The 21,628-nt window shown below is 55.6% G+C and carries 18 protein-coding genes; 15 read left to right on the forward strand and 3 right to left on the reverse strand.

Going from position 1 to position 21,628, the window contains the following annotated elements:
• Positions 1–119 precede the first annotated feature (119 nt).
• The 5 genes from GOV87_RS18485 to GOV87_RS18505 all read left to right on the forward strand — a co-directional run bounded on the left by GOV87_RS18485 (position 120) and on the right by GOV87_RS18505 (position 7,323).
• Positions 120–902 (forward strand): DeoR/GlpR family DNA-binding transcription regulator, encoded by a 783-nt coding sequence (locus GOV87_RS18485; protein ID WP_171126973.1) that lies wholly within the window; start codon positions 120–122, stop codon positions 900–902.
• A 77-nt stretch (positions 903–979) separates the two neighbouring features.
• Positions 980–2,668: a Na/Pi cotransporter family protein gene (locus GOV87_RS18490; protein ID WP_171212748.1), complete on the forward strand. Its 1,689-nt coding sequence runs from the start codon at positions 980–982 to the stop codon at positions 2,666–2,668.
• 357 nt (positions 2,669–3,025) lie between these two features.
• Positions 3,026–4,048 carry a putative 2-aminoethylphosphonate ABC transporter substrate-binding protein gene (locus GOV87_RS18495; RefSeq protein ID WP_171126971.1) on the forward strand — a complete coding sequence of 341 codons (1,023 nt, stop codon included), beginning with the start codon at positions 3,026–3,028 and terminating at the stop codon, positions 4,046–4,048.
• A 135-nt stretch (positions 4,049–4,183) separates the two neighbouring features.
• On the forward strand, positions 4,184–5,314 hold the full coding sequence (locus GOV87_RS18500) for a putative 2-aminoethylphosphonate ABC transporter ATP-binding protein (RefSeq protein ID WP_371808269.1): 1,131 nt from the start codon (positions 4,184–4,186) through the stop codon (positions 5,312–5,314).
• The gene (locus tag GOV87_RS18505; protein WP_171212749.1) at positions 5,314–7,323 is read left to right on the forward strand and encodes a putative 2-aminoethylphosphonate ABC transporter permease subunit; all 2,010 of its coding nucleotides are present in this window, start codon (positions 5,314–5,316) and stop codon (positions 7,321–7,323) included. The genes GOV87_RS18500 and GOV87_RS18505 overlap by 1 nt, the downstream gene beginning before the upstream one ends.
• Before the next feature lie 33 nt (positions 7,324–7,356).
• On the opposite strand, the gene GOV87_RS18510 is transcribed toward GOV87_RS18505, so the two are convergent.
• On the reverse strand, positions 7,357–8,247 hold the full coding sequence (locus GOV87_RS18510) for a LysR substrate-binding domain-containing protein (RefSeq protein ID WP_171126969.1): 891 nt from the start codon (positions 8,245–8,247) through the stop codon (positions 7,357–7,359).
• Positions 8,248–8,365: 118 nt separating this feature from the next.
• Between GOV87_RS18510 and GOV87_RS18515 the strand changes: the two genes are divergently transcribed.
• The 5 genes from GOV87_RS18515 (at position 8,366) to GOV87_RS18535 (ending at position 14,572) form a co-directional block, all read left to right on the forward strand.
• Entirely contained in the window at positions 8,366–9,553 is a 1,188-nt protein-coding gene (locus GOV87_RS18515; RefSeq protein WP_171126968.1) for a 2-aminoethylphosphonate--pyruvate transaminase, read from the forward strand.
• A gap of 19 nt (positions 9,554–9,572) precedes the next feature.
• Positions 9,573–10,820 (forward strand): phosphonoacetate hydrolase, encoded by a 1,248-nt coding sequence (gene phnA, locus GOV87_RS18520; RefSeq protein ID WP_171212750.1) that lies wholly within the window; start codon positions 9,573–9,575, stop codon positions 10,818–10,820.
• Positions 10,821–10,838: 18 nt separating this feature from the next.
• Entirely contained in the window at positions 10,839–12,281 is a 1,443-nt protein-coding gene (gene phnY, locus GOV87_RS18525; RefSeq protein WP_254447415.1) for a phosphonoacetaldehyde dehydrogenase, read from the forward strand.
• 99 nt (positions 12,282–12,380) lie between these two features.
• Positions 12,381–13,736 carry an aspartate aminotransferase family protein gene (locus tag GOV87_RS18530; protein WP_171212752.1) on the forward strand — a complete coding sequence of 452 codons (1,356 nt, stop codon included), beginning with the start codon at positions 12,381–12,383 and terminating at the stop codon, positions 13,734–13,736.
• Positions 13,733–14,572, forward strand: coding sequence for an EamA family transporter (locus GOV87_RS18535; RefSeq protein ID WP_171126964.1), 840 nt, complete (start codon positions 13,733–13,735; stop codon positions 14,570–14,572). The genes GOV87_RS18530 and GOV87_RS18535 overlap by 4 nt, the downstream gene beginning before the upstream one ends.
• Here GOV87_RS18535 and GOV87_RS20695 read toward each other — a convergent pair.
• Together GOV87_RS20695 and GOV87_RS18545 are read right to left on the reverse strand one after the other, a co-directional pair.
• Complete coding sequence (locus GOV87_RS20695; RefSeq protein WP_171212753.1) at positions 14,529–14,762, reverse strand: HAD hydrolase-like protein; 234 nt, start codon at positions 14,760–14,762, stop codon at positions 14,529–14,531. The genes GOV87_RS18535 and GOV87_RS20695 overlap by 44 nt on opposite strands.
• Before the next feature lie 362 nt (positions 14,763–15,124).
• Positions 15,125–15,460 carry a hypothetical protein gene (locus GOV87_RS18545; protein ID WP_171212754.1) on the reverse strand — a complete coding sequence of 112 codons (336 nt, stop codon included), beginning with the start codon at positions 15,458–15,460 and terminating at the stop codon, positions 15,125–15,127.
• 528 nt (positions 15,461–15,988) lie between these two features.
• On the opposite strand from GOV87_RS18545, the gene GOV87_RS18550 reads away from it, so the two are divergent.
• The 5 genes from GOV87_RS18550 to GOV87_RS18570 all read left to right on the forward strand — a co-directional run bounded on the left by GOV87_RS18550 (position 15,989) and on the right by GOV87_RS18570 (position 21,604).
• Entirely contained in the window at positions 15,989–17,005 is a 1,017-nt protein-coding gene (locus GOV87_RS18550) for a substrate-binding domain-containing protein (RefSeq protein WP_171124768.1), read from the forward strand.
• A 94-nt stretch (positions 17,006–17,099) separates the two neighbouring features.
• Positions 17,100–18,629, forward strand: coding sequence for a sugar ABC transporter ATP-binding protein (locus GOV87_RS18555; protein WP_217360902.1), 1,530 nt, complete (start codon positions 17,100–17,102; stop codon positions 18,627–18,629).
• Positions 18,630–18,643: 14 nt separating this feature from the next.
• Entirely contained in the window at positions 18,644–19,639 is a 996-nt protein-coding gene (locus GOV87_RS18560) for an ABC transporter permease (protein WP_171212755.1), read from the forward strand.
• A complete protein-coding gene (locus GOV87_RS18565; RefSeq protein ID WP_171212756.1) occupies positions 19,639–20,619 on the forward strand; it encodes a sugar-binding transcriptional regulator in 981 nt (326 codons plus the stop codon). The genes GOV87_RS18560 and GOV87_RS18565 overlap by 1 nt, the downstream gene beginning before the upstream one ends.
• Positions 20,609–21,604, forward strand: coding sequence for an aldo/keto reductase (locus GOV87_RS18570; protein WP_171212757.1), 996 nt, complete (start codon positions 20,609–20,611; stop codon positions 21,602–21,604). The genes GOV87_RS18565 and GOV87_RS18570 overlap by 11 nt, the downstream gene beginning before the upstream one ends.
• Positions 21,605–21,628: the final 24 nt, after the last annotated feature.

The following is a 21,628-nucleotide window of genomic DNA, read 5'->3' on the forward strand; positions in this document are numbered from 1 at the left end:
CGCAAGGGTCAGTGAGGAAATATCCTCATTTTTGTGGAATATTTTGCCAAAAGCGACAGAATTGTGTATTTATGTTAGGATTGGTGCAAGTGTTTGTGGATTGATGGCGGTGTTTGGATATGGCGGCTCAGAAAAAGGTACTCTCTCCCAGAGAATTGCAGCTGACAGGCGCTCTGCGCCAGTTGGGTGGTCACGCACGCAACATCGAGCTGGCAGAAGTGCTGAGTGTTTCGGAAGAAACCATTCGACGTACCATTAAGTCGCTTTCCAAGTTGGGCATCGTAGAACGAAATCATGGGGTGGTACGTTTACTGGAAGAACAGGGTGAAATCGGTTTTTTCCAGCGCTTAGGCGCGTTCACCAATGAAAAACTCAAGGTTGCAAAGACGCTTTCCCCCCTGGTGCCGAACGGCGCAACTGTGTTTATGGACGTCGGCAGCACGACAGTCTTCGTGGCCGAAGCCCTTAGAGTCAAAAGAAACCTGCTGGTTGTCACCAATTCGATGAATGTTGCGCACAAACTTCTCGAACATAACGGGAATCGTGTGTTCGTGCTTGGCGGTGAAATGAGGAAAGACGAAATGGGGACTTTCGGCTTTGTCGCTGAAGCTCAGGCGCGCCGCTATACCTATGACATCGCCATCCTGAGCCCGGATGGCTTGGATTCCAAATTTGGGTTTCAGTACCAAAGCGCAGTCGAGAGCGAGCTGGCTTCGGTTGTTGTCGAGCGGAGCAGTTCGACGACGGTCGCCATGGTCCACCAGAAATTCGAAACAACTGGACCACATCAGAGTTTTGAGCCGCAGTCCGTGGACCAATTGGTGACGGATGCTGCGCCTGGAAAGAAACTGGCAGCAAGTCTTGCGCGCTGGGAAATCAAAACTTTCGTAGACCCGGAATAACATCACCCCAGCAAGGTGCGGGCCTAAACTGACGATGCTTTGCAATACGCAAGCGAAATGAATGCGTGGACTGAAGAATGGCGATATTGACTTTCATAATGCAACTTGCGGGCGCGACAATGCTTCTGCTTTTTGCGGTTCGGATGGTTCGCACCGGGATCGAGCGAAGCTATGGCGCCTCGTTCCAAAGAGTTCTTACACGCAACAATGGTGTTTTGGGCGCAAGCTTTACCGGCTTAGTACTTGCGGTGGTTTTGCAAAGCTCGGCGGCTGTCGCGCTGCTTGCTTCCGGTTTCGCCGCCGGTGGGTACCTGTCGTTTTCCGCTGGTCTGGCCATCGTGTTGGGTGGTGATTTGGGCTCGGCGCTTGTTATTCAGATTCTGTCTTTTCGGCTGGACTGGCTGGTACCACTTTTGCTGGCCGTCGGGGGTTGGCTGTTTGTCAAGACAGAACGCAAGAAACCGCGCCAGATCGGGCGCATCCTTATGGGCGTTGCGTTCATACTGATTTCTCTGCGCTTTCTCCGCGAGGCTATGGACCCGATCCGCGACAGCGCCTTTCTGCCTGCAATCGCTGATTACCTTGTTCGTGACTATGTGACAGCCTTTCTGGTTGGTGGTGCGTTGGCATTTGTCATGCACAGCTCGGTGGCGGCAATCCTGATGTGTGTGACACTGGTACAGATCGGAGCGCTGCCATTTGCTGCTGGTTTGTCGCTGGTCTTGGGGGCCAATCTTGGCAGCGCGCTCATCCCAGTTTGGTTGACCCGAGGGATGGAGGTCAGCGCCAGGCGCATTCCTTTTGCCAATCTGCTGTTGCGCGGGGCCTGGGCCGTTTTATGTCTGTTTGCCGCCAACCTGGCGATACGATCGGGTTTGCTTGGTTCAGACTACCATGGTCAGATGTTGATCGGAGCGCATCTGGCTTTTAATGCCGTATTGCTTGTTTTGGCGCTGCCATTTTGCAGGGTGCTTCAGGCGCCTTTCGAAAGATTGCTCCCCGAGGCCAAACCCATGGTCGAGGCGGACCCGATGGGTCGACCAGTCAGCGCACTTGATGCTTCGGCCTCAGAAAATCCCATGCTGGCCGTTTCCGCTTTGAAGCGGGAACTGCTGAGGATGACAGACCTGGTGCAAATGATGTTCACCCCTTTGCTTGAACTCTATCGTTCCGGGACTGAAGAACAGATCAAGGCTGTTCAGGATGTCGACCTGGAAGTCAATCAATGCCTGACAGACATCCGCGCTTTCGTGGCCGCTCTTCCTGCTGACAAGATGGATTCCAAAAGCTCGGATATTGCGAGGGATGTCCTGGAGTACGCGGTTCGTCTGGAAACTGCCGGAGATGTGGTTGCAAAACGCCTTACGGTCCTTGCGTTGGAACTCCGGGAATCCAGGAAACAGTTTTCGCGTGAAGGCTGGGCGGAACTGCAGGCAATACACGAAAAGATTCTGGCAAACATAAAGCTGGTGAGCAATGTGATCATCTCGGAAGATCTGGAAAGTGCGCGTTTGTTGAATTCTGAAAAGACCGAGATCAAGCGCGCCGAACGAGATAGCCGAAAACGCCATTTTCGACGTTTGCAGAACGGTGCGGTTGACAGTTTTGAAACCAGTGACGTTCATCTGGAGACTTTGCGGGCTTTGCGCGAATTCAACAGCCACGTCGCCGCCATATCTACGCCAATTCTTTATTCCAGCGGACAGCTTCTGGAAACGCGCTTGATCGAAACTCTACCCGCACGCGACCACAAAACGAGTGCTTGAACACAGTCTTTAGGACCAAAGTTCTGAACCCGCGACTGCCGCACGCCTAAGGCGCGCGAGCCTTTGAGCACATCTCGAAAAATGGCAGTCGATAATACGCATACGCTGCTTGGATGGGGCGATTTTTTAGGTGCCCGGACAGTTGAATGGCATATTTGCTCAAATTTTCGGCGGAATGGCCAGATGCCGCTACATTTCCCGCGCGCTTGAAATACATAAATATTTTTTATGATGTAGTAGAAATTATCGACTTTTCTTGTTCTAGATTTCTGTCAACATTATCCGCGCCGAGAACAGGTAATGGAAGCGCCACGCAAGAATGGTGCCTACGTCAAAATCTACACAACAGAGGAAGACATGAAAAAAAATACGTCCAAGTTCGTCGCCACTGTCGCGGGCGCCCTGATCGCCACCGCCGCCGCTGCCGAAACTGAATTGACTGTCTATACTGCGGTTGAAGCAGAAGATTTGGCCCGCTATGCCGAAGAATTCAACGCGGTTCACCCAGATATCAAGATCAATTGGGTACGGGATTCCACAGGCATTATTACCGCCAAGCTGCTGGCCGAGCGCGACAACCCACAGGCTGATGTGGTCTGGGGTCTGGCCGCTACATCGCTGCTGCTGCTGAAATCCGAAGACATGCTAGAACCCTATGCACCAGTTGGTGTTGAAAAGCTGGATCCCAAATTCGTCGACAGCGGCGATGTTCCCAGTTGGGTGGGTATGGACGCTTGGGTCGCCTCGGTCTGCTACAATACGGTCGAGGCCGAAAAGGCGGGCCTGACGCCGCCGACATCGTGGAAAGATCTGACCGACGCACAGTATCAGGGTCATGTCATCATGCCGAACCCGAACTCGTCTGGGACCGGATTCCTCGACGTTTCAAGCTGGTTGCAGTTGTTCGGTGAAGAAGGTGGCTGGGAATACATGGACGCGCTGCATGGGAACATTGCGCGTTATACCCACTCTGGTTCAAAGCCGTGCAAGCTGGCCGCCGCCGGTGAGATTCCGATCGGGATTTCGTTTGCGTTCCGCGGTGCCAAATCCAAGGCCGCGGGCGCGCCACTGGAAATCATCGTGCCAAGCGAAGGCGTTGGCTGGGATATGGAAGCGACCGCGATTGTTGCCGGGACGGCCAATCAGGAAGCAGCACAGAAACTTGTTGATTTCTCGGTCACCAAAGAAGCCAACGAAATGTACAACGTGGGCTATGCCGTTGTCGCAATGCCGGGCGTTGCCAAACCGGTTGAACACTTCCCCGACGGTTTGTTGGACGCGATGATCGAGAATGACTTTGAGTTCGCAGCCAATAATCGCGCCGCTATCCTGAAAGAATGGCAGTCGCGCTATGATGGTAAGTCCGAGCCCAAAGAATAACCACTCAAGCCGGAGGGGCTTAATGCCCCTCCGTCCGCTGGATACGCGTCCCCTAATAATTCATATGACCGACGCGGCGAATTTCTGGCCATTCTTGCGTCATGGCTGCTGCGCAAAGCTCAAGGACCACTCCCCGTGCTCAAGAAAACCTCTCCCGGTGATCTCTATCTGAGTATCCAAGACCTCTGGAAAGCGTTTGGCGAATTTCTGGCCCTCCGGGATATCTCGCTGGACATCAACGAAGGCGAATTCATCTGTTTTCTGGGCCCTTCCGGTTGCGGCAAGACAACCCTGCTGCGCGCGATCGCAGGTCTGGACCTGCAAACCAAGGGTACTGTGATGCAGGATGGCAAGGATGTCTCGAACCTGCCCCCGTCCGAGCGCGATTTTGGCATTGTGTTCCAGTCCTACGCGCTGTTTCCGAACCTGACGATCGAAAAGAACATTGCATTTGGGCTAGAAAACACTGGCCGCAGCAAATCAGAAATTGCAGTGCGCGTGGCTGAACTGCTGAACCTCGTGGGTCTGCCGGATCAGGGCAGCAAATACCCAGCCCAGCTTTCGGGTGGACAGCAACAGCGGATTGCGCTTGCGCGCGCCATTGCCACCAATCCTGGTCTGTTGCTGTTGGATGAGCCGCTGTCGGCGCTTGATGCCAAGGTCCGTGTACATTTGCGGCACGAGATCAAGGAACTGCAGCGTAAGCTGGGCGTGACCACCGTGATGGTGACACACGACCAGGAAGAGGCGCTGGCCATGGCTGACCGGATCGTTGTCATGAACCATGGCGTGATCGAGCAGGTTGGCACTCCGACCGAGATCTACCGCCACCCAGCCAACCTGTTCGTGGCCGATTTTATTGGTGAAATGAACCAGCTACCCGCCGTCGCGGGCGATGCCGAGACGTTGGAATTGGGCGGTTCAATACTGAAATGCGAGCCGCACAGCCTGCAGAAAGGCAACCGGATCGTCGCGGCCGTTCGCCCCGAGGATATCATTCCGCATGGCGAAGGCGCGCGTTCACCGGACGCGCCGGACGTCATCACAACGCCGGAAAATGCGTTTGAGGTGTTGATCACTGAAATGGAGTTCCTCGGTTCGTTCTGGCGCTGCCGCCTGTCGCATCAGACTTTCGGTGCGAAGGAGCTGATCGGTGACTTCTCGATCAATGCGGTCCGTCGTCTGGGTCTTGAAGCGGGCGAGCAGATGATGATCGAACTGCCCCGCAACCGTCTGATGGCCTTCACGCCGGCGGAGGAGGGCTGATGACTGACACCACCTCTCTCCCCGCTGGCCCGCTGATCAAGGGCAAGCTGAGCCGCGACGACCTCATCATGCGCGGTGGCATGATGGTCATCGCCCTGTACCTGGTCGTGACGCTGGCGTTTCCGCTTTGGGCGATGCTGTCCAAGTCGTTCTCGACCTATCGGATAGAGCTGTCGCAATACGAGTTTCAGGTCAGTGACGACAACGGTGTGTTCAGTGGAACCATCCTGAACGGCACCCAATTGAATACGGAAACCGGGGCCTATACCGATCAGGAACTTTCGACCGGCTCTGATGGGCGGCTGTCGGTTACGCCATTCTTCCCCGATTTCAGTTTCCGTAGCCCGGTGATGTATAAAATCCGAAACACGGTGCCCGATGGTCGGTTCCTGATCGGGTCGAACCTGCAGAAAGGCACAGACTGGGTCGAGCTTGATTCGAATACCTTCCGGCGCGTGCAACTGCGCCCGGTAAAAGCGACTGGTATAGAAAACTTCGCCAACTATTTCTCGACGCCGGCGTTGTTCAACTCGGTCAAGAACTCGATATGGATTGCGATCGTAAGCACGATCATAACCGTCACGCTGGCCTTTTGGTTTGCCTATGCGCTGAACCGCAGCTGTATGCGGTTCAAGGGCATGTTCCGGCTGGTCGCCATGGCTCCGATCCTTGTTCCCTCGCTGTTGCCTGGCATCGCACTGGTTTATCTGTTTGGCAATCAGGGGATGCTGAAAGAGCTGTTGTTTGGGGCAAGTATCTACGGCCCCATCGGCATCGTCATCGGCTCGGTCTTCTTCACTTTCCCACATGCTTTCCTGATCATATCGACGGCTTTGGCAATCTCAGACGCTCGACTATATGAGGCCGCGTCGAGTCTTCGCTCAACCCCTTGGCGTACCTTCTGGACCGTGACCATTCCGGGTGCGCGCTATGGCCTGATCTCGGCGGCTTTTGTTGTGTTCAACCTTGTGATCACCGACTTTGGCCTGCCGAAGGTAATCGGTGGTCAGTTCAACGTTCTGGCAGTGGATATCTACAAGCAGGTGATCGGCCAACAAAACTTTGAAATGGGCGCTGTCGTCTCGGTTGTTCTGGTGGTTCCGGCTATTCTGGCATTTGCCATCGACCGTCTGGTGCAGTCGAAACAGGTGGCGCTGCTGTCGGCGCGTTCGGTGCCGTATCGGCCGAAACCCAACCCGAAAACCGATCGCATCATGCTGATCTATTGCAGCATGGTTGCCCTGTTTATCGTTGGAATGCTGGCGGTTTGCCAATTCGCCGCGCTGATCAAGTTCTGGCCATATGACCTGAGCCTGAGCCTGAACAACTATCAGTTCGACAAGATGGATGGCGGTGGCTGGGGGTCGTACTTCAACTCGATCAAGATGGCGCTGTTGACGGCGGTGATCGGCACCTCGATCATTTTCTTCGGTGCTTATCTGGTGGAAAAGTCAAACGGCTTCAAAACCGGGCGGGCGCTGTTCCAGATGTTTGCCATGTTGCCGATGGCGATCCCCGGAATGGTGCTGGGTCTGGCTTATATTTTCTTCTTCAACAACCCCTCGAACCCGCTAAACGCGATCTACGGTACGATGGCCATCCTTGTAATCTGCTCGGTAACCCACTTTTATACCGTGTCGCACCTGACGGCGGTGACTGCTCTCAAGCAGATGGATACAGAGTTTGAATCTGTTTCGGCTTCGCTCAAGCAGCCAACTATGAAGCTGTTCGCGCGGGTGACGGTGCCGGTATGTCTGCCTGCGATCCTGGATATCTCGATCTATCTGTTCGTCAACGCGATGACGACGGTGTCGGCGGTGGTGTTCCTGTATTCGCCCAAGACGACGCTGGCCTCAATTGCGGTGCTGAATATGGATGATGCGGGAGATATCGCACCTGCTGCCGCGATGGGAATGATGATCTTCTACACCAATGCGGCGGCCCGAATCCTGCACCTGATTGCATCAAAAGGCATTCTGAGCCGCACTCAAGCCTGGCGCAGCCGCTGAGCCCGGGCCAGATTTTCCAACCTCCGGGGCTGCTTACACCGCTTCGGAGGTTGGCTTTGTCGCCTGTACGCGCTTGACGAAATCCATAAACGTGCGGATGACTTTGACCTCTTGGCGTTGTGAGAGGTAGATCATACTTTCACCCATACGCAGGTCCACGTCCTTGAGTTCAATCTGCCTGAGGCGATCATCGCGGCCAAATTCGGCTTGGGAGACAAATCCGATCCCGGCGCCAGATGCGACCAGTTCGCGTACCGCCTCGCGTCCTTCGGCCACAATAGCCGGATTTAGTTTCGTCTTTCTTCTTTCAGCTTCTTCTTCCAGTTTCTGGCGAGTTTTTGAGCCGCTTTCTCGAAACACCAATGGCAAAGTGTCCAGCTCGTTGAATCTTAAACTGGTCGTGGCCTTTGGTAACAATTCACGGTTAGCGAAGGCTATGATGCTCGACTCACCCAAATTCAAAAGCGTCATGTCATTGCCAGGAGAGGGGCTGCCGACGATACCGATTTCGGCGTTATAGGCCCTAAGCTCGTCCAGGACTTCGTTGGTGTTGCCAGATCTCACAGTAAGCTTGATCAAAGGAAATGCGGCCCGGAAAGGCCCAAGGAAATCGGTTAGATGGTGTGCCGAGTCCGCGATGATGCGAAGCTCGCCTTCTACAGCGGCCTTGGATTCAGACAGGTAATCTTCGATCTGAGTCTCAATCTCAAAGTACTGTTTGGTGTATCGGAACAAACGTTCGCCCTGAGGCGTTAGAAAAACGCGTTTGCGTTCACGTTGAAACAGCAACAGGTCGTGTTCCTGCTCCAACCTGCGTACCTGTTCCGAAACAGCCGGCTGGGTCAGAAACAGGACTTCGGCTGCACGGGAAAACCCACCGTGCAAGGCCACATAATGAAACGCTCTCAGCTGGCTATGTCGCATTTTTTTCCCTTCCTGATTTTCCATAAGTTCTACCTATGATCAGATTGATTTTAGCGATTTTACATATGGAAATTCGTGATGCAAATGTAGTCCTAAGATGACCTCCCGGAGCGCCAAAATGATCCAATCAGATCCAAAAATCCCGTCGCCGAAACTGGGCGAACCATTTCTTCTGACGCCAGGTCCATTGACGACATCTTATGCTGTAAAACAAGCGATGCTGCGCGATTGGGGGAGCTGGGATGATGATTTCCGCGCCATGACTCGTGACATGCGCACCCGGTTGCTTGCCTTGCTTGGCGAAGGCGGTGACGCCTATGATTGTGTGCCGATGCAAGGCAGTGGCAGTTTTTCCGTTGAGGCGATGTTGGCATCGTTCATCCCGCGGGAAAGCAAGACACTGGTTCTTGCGAACGGGGCTTATGGCCAGCGCTCGGCGCAGACGCTGGAATACCTCGGACGTGATCATCTGGTTCTAGACAAGGGCGATTACCTGCCTCCGCGCGGTTCGGAAGTGGCCGAAATCCTCGCCAACGATCCGGCTATCACCCACGTGGTCGCGATCCATTGCGAGACTTCCTCGGGCATTCTGAACCCGGTCGAAGAGATTTCCGAGGCGGTCTATGCGGCGGGCCGGAAGCTGCTGATCGATTCGATGTCTGCCTTTGGCGCTATTGAACTGAAGCCGTCAGAAATCCGGTATGAGGCGATGGTGTCCTCGGCTAACAAATGCATCGAAGGCGTGCCTGGCTTTGGCTTTATCATCGCCCGGAAGGATGAGTTGGAGGCCGCAAAGGGCAACAGCCACTCGCTGTCGCTGGATGTACATGCGCAATGGGCGCATATGGAAAAGACCGGCCAGTGGCGGTTTACTCCGCCGACCCACGTGGTTGCCGCCTTCCTCGAAGCACTTAGGGCGCACGAGGCCGAAGGTGGTGTTGCAGGACGCGGTGCGCGTTACGCGAAAAACCGCGACGTGATGGTTGCAGGTATGCGCGAGCTTGGGTTCGAGACGCTGCTTCAGAACCGCTGGCTAAGCCCGATCATTGTGACGTTTTTCTGCCCCGCGGACGAAAAGTTCGTGTTCTCGCGCTTCTACGATCTGATGAAGGACAAAGGCTTTATCATCTATCCGGGCAAGTTGACGGTTGTGGACAGTTTCCGCGTCGGCTGCATCGGGCAGATGGACGAGCAAGTTATGCGGCAGGTTGTTGCTGCTGCCAAGGAAACTCTGGCCGAGATGGGGGTCGCCAGCGCGGCTCCTCCGGCACTCGCACTTAAAGAACGCGCCAAGTTGGCTGCATAAGAAACAAGGACACCCCTAAATGACTATTCAAACCCCCGTGACGGCGAATGAGCGCGTTTACCCGGCCCCCAAAGTCCCTGCCATTGCCATCTGTCTGGACGGGTGCGAGCCGGAATATCTGGATGTAGCCATCGCCAAAGGGCTGATGCCGACGCTCAAGCGTATCCGTGAAACCGGCACCGACCGGCTGGCGCATTCGGTGATCCCGTCCTTCACCAACCCCAACAACCTGTCGATCGCCACCGGTCGCCCGCCCATCGTGCATGGGATTTGCGGCAACTTCCTTTATGACCCGGAAACTGGTGAAGAGGTGATGATGAACGATGTGCGCTTCTTGCGTGCGCCAACCATCTTCTCGCAGTTTTATGAGGCGGGTTATCGCGTCGCAATGGTCACCGCCAAGGACAAGCTGCGCGCGCTGCTGGGGGCTGGCCTGAAGTTTGACGAAGACCGCGCTGTTGCCTTCTCGGCTGAACGCTCGGGTGAGACCACCAATGCAGAACACGGCATCGACAATGCCAGCGCTTGGCTGGGGATGCCGGTTCCGGAAGTGTATTCCGCCGAGTTGTCGGAATTTGTCTTTGCCGCCGGTGTGAAGCTGCTCAAAGAGATGCGCCCGGACGTGATGTACCTGTCGACCACCGACTATGTGCAGCACAAGTTCGCCCCGGAAGAGCAGGGTGCGCTGGATTTCTACGCCATGTTTGACAAGTATCTGGCGCAGTTGGACGAAATGGGTGCCGCCATTGTTGTGACCGCCGACCACGGCATGAAGGCCAAGCACGAACCGACCTCGAAAGAGCCGTCGGTCATCTATATGCAGGACGTGTTTGACGACTGGCTGGGTGAGGGCAAGGCCCGTGTAATCCTGCCGATCACCGATCCGTATGTGGTCCATCACGGGGCGTTGGGATCGTTTGCCACGGTCTACCTGCCCGAAGGTGCCGACCGTGCAGAGGTCAAGGCCAACGTGGCTGCTCTTCCTGAGATGATGGAAGTACTGACCAAGGAAGAGGCGGTTGCCAAATACGAACTGCCCGCCGACCGCATCGGGGATCTGACTATGGTCTGCACCGGAGGGATGACCATCGGCACCTCGGCGGACCGGCACGATCTGGCGGCCCTGGGCGAGCCGCTGCGCAGTCATGGTGGCTTGACCGAGCAGGAAGTGCCCTTCATCGTCAATCGCGTGATTGATCTGGGCAACGCGCCCGATCTGCGCAACTTTGATGCGTTTTTCTACGCCACGACAGCGGCGGCCCAGTAAGCCATGAAAGATCAACCGATGACCGAGATCAGAAATGAGGGGATGCGCATCGGCGGCGAGATCGTCTTTACCGACGAGACGGTGCCCGTTCTCTATCCTTACACCAACGAAGTGATCGGCCATGTCCCTGCGGGCAAGGCCGAGCACGCCCGCAAGGCGTTCGAGATTGCGGCGAATTACGAATCCAAGCTCACCCGGTACGAACGCAGTCAGATCCTGCAACGCGCCGGAGAGTTGATCGGCGAGCGGCGCGAATACCTCGCCAAATGGCTGGTGCTGGAGTTGGGCATTTGCCACCAGCACGCGATCTACGAGACCAAACGCGCGCAGGATGTCTATCAGTTCGCCGCCGCCGAGGCGCTGAAGGATGATGGCAAGATCTTCTCGTGCGACCTGACCCACAATGGCAAGGATCGCAAGATCTTCACTACCCGCGAACCCGTAGGCGCGATCAGTGCGATCACGCCCTTTAACCACCCGCTGAATATGGTCAGTCACAAGATCGCGCCATCGATTGCCACCAACAACTGTATGGTCTGCAAACCGACTGAACTGACGCCGATGACCTGTCTGACATTGGCTGACATCTTGTATGAGGCCGGTCTGCCGCCCGAGATGTTCCAGGTGGTCACCGGCTGGCCGCAGGATATCGGTGACGAGATGATCACCAATGACAAGATCGACATCATCACCTTCACCGGCGGGGTTCCGGTCGGCAAGATGATCGCGGCCAAGGCGGTCTACAAACGCCAGGCGCTGGAATTGGGGGGTAATGATCCCCTGATCGTGCTGAACGATTTGACCGATGCCGATCTGGACAAGGCCGCGACCATTGCCGTGGCCGGTGCCACCGGCAATTCGGGCCAGCGCTGCACCGCGATCAAGCGCATTCTGGTTCAGGACAGTGTGGCGGACAAGTTTGTTCCGCTGGTGTTGGAAAAGGCCAAGAAGATCAAGTTCGGCGACCCCCAGGACCCCGAGACTGAGCTGGGCTGCGTGATCCATGACAAGGCGGCGGAACTGTTTGAGAACCGCGTCTACATGGCCGAAAAAGAGGGTGCTGAAATCCTTTATCACCCCGGTCGTCAGGGCGCGCTGCTGCCGCCCATCGTGGTCGATAAAGTGCCCCATGACAGCGAGCTGGTGATGGAGGAAACCTTCGGCCCCATCATTCCCATCGTCCGCGTACCCGACGATGATGATCAGGTGATGGCGATCTCGAACTCGACCGAGTTCGGCTTGTCGTCTGGCGTCTGCACCAACGACCTGAACCGTGCGATTGCCTATATCAACGGCCTCGACGTTGGCACCTGCAATATCTGGGAACAACCCGGCTACCGCATCGAAATGTCCCCCTTCGGCGGCATTAAGGACAGCGGCAACGGCGTGAAAGAAGGCGTGATCGAAGCGATGAAGTTCTTCACCAACGTCAAAACCTATTCGCTGCCGTGGCCAAGGTGAGGGAATAAGAGAAACCAGAAATTCTCCCCAGCTCGCGGGGCCCCAAACGGGGCCTCGCGCATTTGACTTCACCGGATGCGAGCCAGAATCGAGGACCATATGTCAGTCAGCATTACCCACACTGAAGGTGAGTCCAACACCTCGGATGCGCGTAGGTCTTGGTTAAAGTCGTCGATTGGCCTTCGGTCCGCGCCGTTGCTGAAACGGGACTCGGATGCGTTTTTGCATCAAAGTCTGTCCAGCCCCTGCGTTAGCACCATCGCCAAGGCAGAAGGTATCTGGATCGAAGATTTGGATGGCCGCCGGTACATGGATTTCCATGGCAACTCGGTCCATCACATCGGCTATGGTCATCCGCGTCTGATCAAGGCGATCAAGGCACAGTTGGATGACCTGCCCTTTGCCCCGCGTCGCTTTACCAATGATCCTGCGGTGGAACTGGCTGAGAAGCTGGCCGAGATCGCGCCCAGTGATCTGGGCAAAACCCTGTTCACAACCGGCGGATCGGACGCCAATGAGGTGGCGCTGAAAATCGCGCGTGCTGCGACGGGCCGGTTCAAGACCGTCAGCTTTTGGGATGCTTTTCACGGCGCAGGTTTTGGTGCGGCTTCAGTCGGCGGAGAGGCCACGTTTCGCAGCCATATCGCAGGCCCTCTGATGCCGGGGGCCGAGCACGTCGCACCCTTCGCCTGCTATCGCTGTCCGTATAACCACGCCGGGCCTGAAACCTGCGGTCTGGCCTGTGCCAAGATGGTTGCGTTCGCCTTGGAACGCGAAGGCGATGTTGCCGCCGTGATCGCGGAACCCATGCGTGCGGTGCCTTATGTGCCCCCGGCGGGATTCTGGAAATCGGTGCGCGAGGCCTGCAATCGGCATGGCGCGTTGCTGATCATGGATGAGATTCCGACTGGCCTGGGCAAGACCGGTAAGATGTTCGCCTTCGAACATGATGAGATCGTGCCCGACATCGTAACCCTTGGCAAAGCCCTTGGCGGAGGCATCTTGCCCATTGCCGCCTGCATCGCCCGCCGCGATCTGGACGTGTGCGGAGATTTTGCGATCGGGCATTACACGCATGAAAAAAACCCGGTTACGGCGCGCGCCGCTTTGACCACGATCCAGATCATAGAAGATGAAGGTCTGGTCGACCGGTCCTCCGAACTGGGGGCCCACGCGATGGGGCGGCTGGAATCCGAACTGGCTCAGGTTGAGATCGTAGGGGATATCCGGGGCCGTGGCCTGATGTTCGGGGTCGAGATCGTCAAAAGCCGCAGCACCCGCGAGGCAGACGATGCCAGTGCCGAACGCATCTATTATGATTGTCTGAACGGCGGTGTAAGCTTCAAGATCAGTCAAGGCTGCGTGCTGACGCTTTCTCCGCCGCTGACCATTTCGCGGGATGATCTGGATCGCGCGCTGGATACCGTCATTGCGGCGATAAAGGCGCAAGCTTGACTCTCTCGATTGTGCTGATCGTTTTGACTGCGGCAATTCTTCACGCGTCCTGGAACGCAATCGTCAAAGGCGCACCTGACAAAGCCATCGTTCTGGGGTTGGTGTCGCTGGGTCACGCTATTCCGGCATTGTTTGCACTGCCTTTTCTGGGCTTGCCGGTCTGGGCAGCGGTTCCGTTTATCGTCGCCTCAACCCTTATCCACTGGGGGTATTATTGGTTTTTGAACGCCGCCTACAAGCATGGCGACTTGTCGGTGGTCTATCCGATCTCACGCGGAATAACACCGATCCTGGTTGCACTGGGCGCGATCTTTTTCGCAAATGAGTTTCTTTCGATCGGGGCGTGGATCGGGATTCTTTGTATTTCTGTGGGTATTGGATTTCTGGCTCTTGCCGGATTGGGTAAACACACCAATTGGATCGCAATAGCGGCAGCGCTCGGCACCGGGCTGATGATTGCGTCTTATTCAATTGTTGATGGAATAGGCATAAGATTGTCCGAAAACACGCTGGGCTATATCGCGTTACTGTTTGTCGCAGAAATATTTGTTGCCTTCTTTGTCTTTACGACTCGTTGGCAAAGACTTGTAGCCATGCCCAGAAACTTCGTTTGGGCTGGTCTCACTGGCGGGGTAATATCGGGACTGGCGTATGGTCTTGTATTATATGCCAAGACGTTTGCACCTTTGGGCATGGTTTCCGCACTGCGCGAGAGTTCTGTAGTCTTCGCCGCCATAATCGGCGTTATGTGGTTTGGCGAAGGGCCTAAATCCAATCGACTTTTTGCGGCGATCACCGTTGCCATTGGAATTGTCGTATTGGCGTTTTCGCGGTGACTGGCCCGGCTGCTTGCGCCGATGCGACGTCAGTCGACATTTGATAGCCAATCGTAATATTAGACTGCTTTTCAGTTCCCAGGGTTTCCAGCGCGCAATTGAGTAAGAAAGGCTCGGGTTTTTCAACTTTGATTGGTGATACACCAGAGGCCGTTTCAATTGCCTGTAACAATGAAACTGTGCCGGGCACAACTCCGGTTTCCTATGGAGCCATCGTGTCCGGATTGGTGCCGATAAAGAGTGCGCCTCGTAAAGTAGCGGATTGCGCCCTGGACACTTTTCATAGCTGAAACCAGGATCAATTCGCGCGAGAAAGGCAGAAACATCTTCGTCAGAAACAACGAAGCCTTGATCCCGAACCCAATTGGCGAGATTGGCAGACCCCAAAACCACTACCAGCGCGTTTGGTTCCAGAAGTTGCGCCAACTTCTCGGCTGCAACGATCTTGGTTGTATGGATTCCTGCTGGGCTGGTTGCTATCCCGAGCCGGTTATCTTCGTCTTGGCAGCCATATGGGGACTTCCGTATCTCGGGGCTGTACTGGAAAAGAGGTCACTTTTTCTTAACCAGCGCATAGATCGAGACAGCGATCGTGTTCGTAAGACCATAGATCAGTTGGGTATAGAAGCCCTGCACGCGCATTGCGACGATACCGGCCTCAAGCGATCCGATGATCAGGATGCCTACGAAGGTGCCATACATCGAACCACGCCCGCCAAAGACCGACGTGCCTCCGATAAACACCGCCGCCAACGCGGGCAACAGGAAGCCGTCGCCGGTGGGCCAGAAATAGGTGACTTCGGACTGCAGGAAGACTGCGGACAGGCCCGACATCGCATCCAGTGTGCTCTGAGGCCATGACAGCTCCGTTATACACCACAGACGCAAAGGTTCCTCCTTCTGGACCTCCGGGAAAGAAAACGAAATTCAATCCCTCACATTCTTCAGCGGCAGAGGAAGACGTCGCCGCAAGAGTCGCCAGTGTTAGTCCGAAAGCCGACGCCAATAATCTGTTCATAGTTATCCTCCCAAATACCTCGTGCGGCACTTTTGGCGCAGATCCAACTGCGCGTCGCCGAGCGATATTCGACCGAGCGTGCAAAAAAGGGATTGGCGGGTTAAAGGATATTTGAATTTAGTACGTCTTATGAAATATTTTTCATTAGAGCATTGTTGATCCCTGACGTTTTACGTGGGTTGGAGCCAGCCTTAATTTTGACGGCACTCCTATAAACAATGTATGAAAAAAATTTCATCAGTACCAAAAATTTTCACAAAGCTGTTGACGGGTGTTTTGGCTGACCTCTAAAACAACTTTACTGCAATAACACGCAATTAATGAAATTTCTTGCATTTGCCACGCAATGGAGGAAAACTACGAGGCAGGTGCAGGGACACGCTCTTGGGAGGAGTTCTATGAAGTACAAGAAAATCAATGGGTTTGTTGCATCTGCCGCAATTGCAGTTGCTGGTGTAGCGGCGGTTCCGGCACAGGCCGAGGGCATCATGTGTGATCCGGGCGAGACCTATATCATGAACGTCATGGTTTCGGGTCACCCCTATTGGGTACCGGTCTATCAGGGCTTCAAGCAGGCCGCCGAAGCCTTCGGATGCGAGACCGTTTTCTCGGGAACCCCGGATTACGACATCACTAAGCAGATCGCCTCGTTCGAGCAGGATCTGGTGAAATCGCCTGCGGGAATTCTGCTGCACCCGATGCAGTCTGACCCGTTCATCGAGCCGATTGACCGCGCCATCGGCAACGGAACCGAGATCGTGACCTTTGCCGCCGATAGCCCGAATTCCAAGCGGACCGGCTATATCACTTCGGACAACCATGCCGAGGCAAAATTCGCAGCGGAAGAAATCGTCAAGCAGGTAGGCGACAGCGCCGAATATGCGGTTCTGGAGAACCCCGGCCAGTCGAACCATGACCTGCGCGTGACATCGCTAATCGCGTATATGGAGGCCAACTATCCGAATATGAAACTGGTGGGCCGTCAGGCGACCAATCAGGACAGCAACGCGGCTTATCGTGCGACGGCTTCGATCATCCAGGCCAACCCGAATGTCGCGGCAATCTGGATCCCAGAAGCGGGGTCTGCTGAAGGTGCCGTGGCCGCCAAGCTGGAAGCTGAATCGGACATCCTGATCATGCATGCGGACGTCACGCCCACAACGCTGGAGCATATTCGCGCGGGCAACATCCACATGTCGCTGAACCCCAATCAGGGTGTGCAAGGCTTCATGGGCTTCATGGCGGTGCATCTGGCCAACCGGGCGGACATCTTTGATCCGTTCAACGACTGGCAGACCAGTGGATTCAACCCGGTTCAGATCCCGTTCATGGACAATGGCTTTGCGGTCATCACCAAGGACAATGCCGACAGCTTTGATCTGAACGTCTACATGGAAGGCCGTGACCCGGCCTGATCGGGAAACATGCTTCTCCCCGAGGACCGTTTGCTGCCTAAAGACGTCTTCTAAGGTGGGCGGTCCTCAACTCTAAGACTTAGTTAGCCAAGAAATGAACATCGTGATGTGGGATGTGATCCTCAAAATCGAAAACCTCAGCAAGTCCTTTGGTCCGGTCAAGGCGCTGCGAGGGGTAAATTTCGAACTTAAGAAGGGTGAGATTCACGCGATTGCAGGCGAGAATGGCGCGGGCAAGTCGACACTAATGAATGTGATCGACGGGATTTTGCAACCGGACAGCGGGGATATTGTGCTGGACGGTAAAGCGGTCAAAATCTCGTCGCCCACAATGGCACAGCAACTGGGCATTGGTTTCGTCCATCAGGAAATCGCCCTGTGCCCGGATGTGTCGGTGGCCGAGAATATCTTTATGGCCACCACGAATGTCAGCCGGTCGTGGCTGATGGACTACAAGAAACTGGAACGCGAGGCGGTGGATGTATTTCGCCAACTCAGCGATATCGACCCTTCGGTTCTGGTAAAAAACCTATCTATCTCGAATCAGCAACTGGTCGAGATTGCCAAGGCCCTAACGCTGGATTGCCGCATTCTGATTTTGGATGAGCCTACAGCCGCACTCACGGAAACCGAGGCTCAGACCCTGTTTGGGATCATGCGCAATCTGGCAGATCAGGGAATTTCGATCATCTACATTTCGCACCGGATGGTCGAAATATTCGACAATTGCGACCGTGTGTCGGTGTTCCGCGATGGGCAGCACATTGTCACGAATGACGTAGCAGATATTCAGCCCAGCGATGTCGTCAACGCGATGGTCGGCCGGGTGATCGACAACCTGTATCCCGATAAAGCCGCCGAAGGCGCGATTTCGGAGGAAACCGTCCTTAAAGTTAAGGGTCTATCCGAAGCGACGCGGTTTCAGGACGTCAGCTTTGAGCTGAAGAAAGGCGAAATTCTGGGCATCGCGGGATTGATTGGTGCCGGACGAAGCGAGATCGTCAAAGGCATTTGCCAGCTTGAGGGGGATGTCACGGGGGATGTCTGGCTCAATGGTGAAAAGTTAGCGCTACGCAACTATCAAGACAGCATCGCCAAGGGAATGGTGTACCTGTCTGAAGACCGAAAAGGCGACGGCGTTTTCCTTGATATGTCGATTGCGTCGAATGTGTCAGCCTTGAAGGTCGAACAAGTGGCAGGGCCGCTCGGATTGATCCGGACCGGCACCGAAGAGGCTCAGGCCGAGGCTTTGGGGCGTAAGCTGAACCTGAAATGCGGGTCGTTGAGTGATCCTGTTTCGTCCCTGTCGGGGGGGAACCAGCAAAAGGTGGCAATTGCTAAAATGCTCTCGGTCAATCCGCGGCTGATCTTTCTGGATGAGCCGACCCGAGGTGTCGACGTGGGCGCGAAATCGGAAATTCACAAGATCCTGAGAGACTTGGCAAGCGATGGTGTCGGGATCGTTGTGATTTCGTCCGAGTTGCCCGAACTGATTGGTGTCTGTGACCGGGTGCTGGTGGTGCGTGAAGGGCGTATCAGCGGCCAAGTCACAGGCGATGAAATGACAGAAGAAAACATCATGCATCTGGCCTCGGTCACGGACGCGCAGGCATCAGTCGCATGAGTGGAGAAGCGAAAATGGACAACACCGTAAATCTGGCCCAAGCGGATGCGGCCGACAATATGCCGTTTCTGAAACGGCTGTTTCGGATGCGCGAAACCGGATTGATCGTGATCATTCTGGCGTTGTTCCTGATCATGTCCTTTGCCTCACCGTATTTTCTGACCTGGGCTAATATGCGGGCAATGTCGATGGCCTTTGCGGTGGATGGCTTGCTGGTGATCGGGATGACGATCCTGCTGATATCTGGAGGCATTGACCTTTCGGTGGGCTCGGTCACGGCACTGGCCATGGTGATCGCGGGCTGGCTGTTTCTGAGTGGAGTAAACCCATGGGTGGCCTCGGCCATGGCAATTGCACTCTGTACGGGTATTGGCGCGTTCATGGGGTTCTTCGTGACGCGCGTAGGGCTGCACCATTTCATCGTATCGCTGGCGATCATGGTGATCGCGCGGGGCGCATGCCTGCTGTTCACTGGAGGGCGTCCGCTGGGCCTTTATACCCTACCTCCCGAGTTCAAGTTCATCGGGCAGGGCACCATCGGGCAGATCCCGATCGTGATCGTCATTTTTCTGGTCTTCGTGATCGCCTTTGACTTCATGCTGCGGCGCACGACTATGTTCCGCAAAGTGTTCTACACTGGCAGCAACGAAAAGGCCGCCGCCTATTCGGGTATCCGCACCAGAAAGGTGATCTTCCTGACCACCACGCTCTGTTCAACTCTGTGTGGCATTGCAGGCATTATCTACATGGCGCGGTTCGGCTCGGCCCAACCGACCTTCGGGCTGGGGCTGGAGCTGACCATCATTGCCGCCGCCGTCATTGGCGGGGCCAGCCTGAATGGCGGGTCGGGGTCAATCCTTGGCGCAATCCTGGGCGTGATCCTTTTGTCGTTGGTCTCCAGTTCCTTGGCGCTGCTGGATGTGTCGGTCTACTGGCAGGACATCATCCGCGGCTCGATCCTGTTGGCGGCAGTGACCATCGACCATTACCTGAACAAAAGGCGAGGGTGATGGTCGACAAGAAGAAAGACTTTGAGCTGATCCGGCAGATCCACACCGTTCTGGTCCTGCACTATCTGGAAGGCCAGAAACAGGCCGATATCGCGCGGGCGCTGAACCTGTCGAACTCGAAGGTCAACCGTCTGATCACACAGGGCCGCAAGATGGGCATGGTCAAGATCGACATTGAAAGCCCGTTCGAGACACTGATGGATATCGAACGGGATTTGACAAAGTCGTCGGGCCTGTCTGAGGCCATCGTCACCCCTTCGGTTGCGGGTAGCGAAGAAACAACTCTGCAACAAGTCGGGCGGGCCGCTGCCAACCATTTGATCGAAAACCTTAGCGAAGGTGATGTTATTGCGATCACTGGCGGAAAAGCCGTCAGCGCCACGGTCGAAGCGTTGGAGGTCGAACGCGCAGTCGATGTTACTGTAGTGCCCCTGACCGGCGGCATTCAGGGCAAATACTATACAGATGTGAATCACTTGGCGACGCAGATGGCAGAGCGGTTGGGCGGCAAGACAATGTTGTTGCATGCGCCGCTATTTGCGGAGAGCCGCGATCAGCGGGACATGTTGGAACAGGTCTCTTCGATCCGCGAGGTGCTGGATCTGGCCCGCCACGCCAATGTAGCGCTTGTAGGGGTTGGGTCAATCGAGCCGGAAGGCTCCAGCTACTACGACCTTCACCCAGTGCCCGAAGCAGATCGTAAGATGCTGATGGGCATGGGCGTGATCGGAGAGTTTCTGGCCCACCTGATCCATATCGACGGCTCGGTCTCGAACTATGCGCTGAACTCGCGGCTGGTCTCGGTGTCGCCAAACGATCTTGCGCATTGCAAGCGGGTGATCGGGGTGACCGCAGGAGCGCAGAAAGTGCTGCCGATCAAGGCGGTACTGAACGGAAAGTTTCTCAATTCGCTGATCTTGGACGAGAGCACAGCGACTGCAGTCTTACGGGAAATGGAAGGAGCACGAAATGTCGCCTGAAATGTTGACGCGGGAAATCGGAAACTCTGGTATCGAGGCCTCTGTGATCGGTCTTGGAACCTGGGCCATCGGCGGGTGGATGTGGGGCGGAACGGATGAGGCGAAATCCATCGCCGCAATCCAGGCCTCGGTCGATGCGGGGATTACGTTGATCGACACGGCCCCTGCCTATGGGCAGGGCGTAGCCGAAGATATTGTTGGCAAGGCATTGAAAGGGCGCCGCGACAAGGTGGTGCTGGCCACCAAATGCGGGTTGGTTTGGCATACGCAGAAGGGCAACCATTTCTTCGACTATGACGGCAAGCCGGTGCATCGCTATCTGGGCAAGGACGCGATTATCTATGAGGTCGAGAAAAGCTTGACCCGACTGGGTACCGATTACATCGACCACTACATCACCCATTGGCAGGACCCTACCACCCCCATCGCTGAAACGATGGAGGCGTTAGAGACCCTGAAACAGCAGGGCAAAATCCGCTCTATCGGGGCCAGCAATACTTCGGTCGATGAGGTCAAGGCTTATGTCGCCTCCGGTCAGTTGGACGCCATTCAGGAAGAATACTCGATGGTCAAGCGCTACATCGAAGGCACGCTGCTGCCTATGTGCCGCGAGAATGGTGTGTCGGTCCTTAGCTATTCATCGCTGGCGCTAGGGTTGCTCAGTGGCAAGATCGGTCCTGATCGGGTGTTCGAAGGCGACGATCAGCGCAAGGACAATCCGCGTTTCTCGATGGCTAATCGCCAGAAGGTTGCCAATCTGATGGGGACCATCGCGCCTATTGCCGAGGCACATGGCGCGACGCTGGCGCAGACGGTAATCGCTTGGACCGTGCAACAACCCGGTATCACATTCTCGCTTTGCGGCGCGCGTGACGCGGCACAGGCGGCCGAGAATGCCAAGGCGGGCCAATTGCGCCTGACCGAAGCTGAAACCGCTGACATCAGTGCGCAAGCTATCGCGCACCTGAGCGATCTCGACAGCTAAGACCCCAAGGCCCCCGCAACGAAC

This window comes from Ruegeria sp. HKCCA5426 (assembly GCF_013034585.1).
Lineage (GTDB): Bacteria > Pseudomonadota > Alphaproteobacteria > Rhodobacterales > Rhodobacteraceae > Ruegeria.